Below are 1,350 nucleotides of genomic sequence, written 5' to 3'. Positions count from 1 at the left end.
TGTCAAGCCCCGTGTTTGATGGAGAGTTTTCTACTTGGAATTCATCGGCTCACCCACGAGCTACGCAGCCCGTGGCATCGTGCTGAGATGATCGGCTCGGAACGCGGCGGGAGTCGCCCCACCAAGTGCTCCGTGGGGCCGGTACGTGTTGAACCAGTGCACCCACTGCGCCGTGGCGATCTCGACATCATCAATACCTTTCCAGGGACCCTTGTTCCGGATGAGTTCGGCCTTATAGAGTGAATTCAGCGCTTCAGCGAGGGCGTTATCGTATGAATCTCCTTTCGACCCGACAGACGCGACTGCGTCTTGCTCAGCCAGGGCCTCGCCATAGCGAATCGCTCGATACTGGACCCCGCGGTCCGAGTGATGTACCAGCCCAGACAGGTCGTGACCAGCACGTTTACGCTGATAGATCCCCATCTGCAAAGCGTCAAGAGCCAACTCGGTATGCAACGACCTCGAGACCTGCCAGCCGACGATCTCGCGATTGAACACGTCGGTGACGAACGCGACGTAGACCCACCCTGTGAACGTGTGCACATAGGTGATATCGGCCACCCACAGCCGGTCAGGAGCGAAGGCTTCGAAGTGCCGATCGACGAGATCGGCCGGGCAGTTCTCCCGCGGTGCTGACCTCGTAGTGTTCGGTGCCTTGGCCCTCTTGATCCCGTGTAGATCGAGGTCTCTCATCAGGCGCTCGATCGTGCAACGGGCCACATGCCCGCGACCATGCGAGTCAGGTTCGCGGTTGAGCACGATATGCATCTTCCTGGCTCCGAACGCATCGTAATTCTTCCCGTGCACAGTGCTGATCTCTTCTTTCAATACCTCGTCACGTTTCTGTCGAGCCGAGGCTGGTCGATGTTTGCGGGCATAGTAGGTACTCGGAGCGATCTTCACGCCGGCAGCACGCAGCGTGGCACAGATCGGCTCGACTCCGAGTTCGTCCTTGTGCTCGTCGATATACGAGCAGACTACTTCGAGGGGCGGTCGAGCTCCGCCGCGAAAAAAGCCGAGGCCGACTTCAGGATTTGGTTGGCCCGGCGCAGTTCCCGATTCTCCTTCTCGAGGTCCTTGATGCGCTGGGCTTCAGCGGTGGTAGTGCCGGGGCGGTCGCCGGCATCGACCTGGTCCTGATTGACCCAGGACCGCAGTGTTTCTGGGTTCACACCGAGTTGGTCGCCGATCCGGCGGAAGACGCCGCGGCGGGCACCAGGGTCAGCTTCGAGGGCGTCGAGGACCATGCGGACTGCTCGTTCGCGTAGCTCGAGGGGGTACTTCTTTTGGGGCATGACAGGGAAGTCCTTTCCGTGGCTTCACTGTCTCCATTATTCCCGGGGCGAATCA

1 protein-coding gene and 1 other annotated feature are annotated in these 1,350 nt (G+C 60.0%); the gene reads right to left on the bottom strand.

The features are described 5' to 3' along the window. Positions 1-60 precede the first annotated feature (60 nt). A protein-coding gene (locus BLIN9172_RS17770; RefSeq protein WP_373270471.1) for an IS3 family transposase occupies positions 61-1,295 on the bottom strand; the annotation gives its coding sequence in 2 pieces (ribosomal slippage) (positions 61-1,010 and positions 1,010-1,295; 1,236 coding nt in all). Next, positions 889-1,017, bottom strand: a sequence feature (AL1L pseudoknot). Its footprint overlaps the gene before it by 129 nt. Positions 1,296-1,350 lie beyond the last annotated feature (55 nt).

It is taken from the genome of Brevibacterium linens ATCC 9172 (genome assembly GCF_900169165.1).
Taxonomy (GTDB): domain Bacteria; phylum Actinomycetota; class Actinomycetes; order Actinomycetales; family Brevibacteriaceae; genus Brevibacterium; species Brevibacterium linens.
This window is presented reverse-complemented; position numbering and strand designations above follow the sequence as displayed.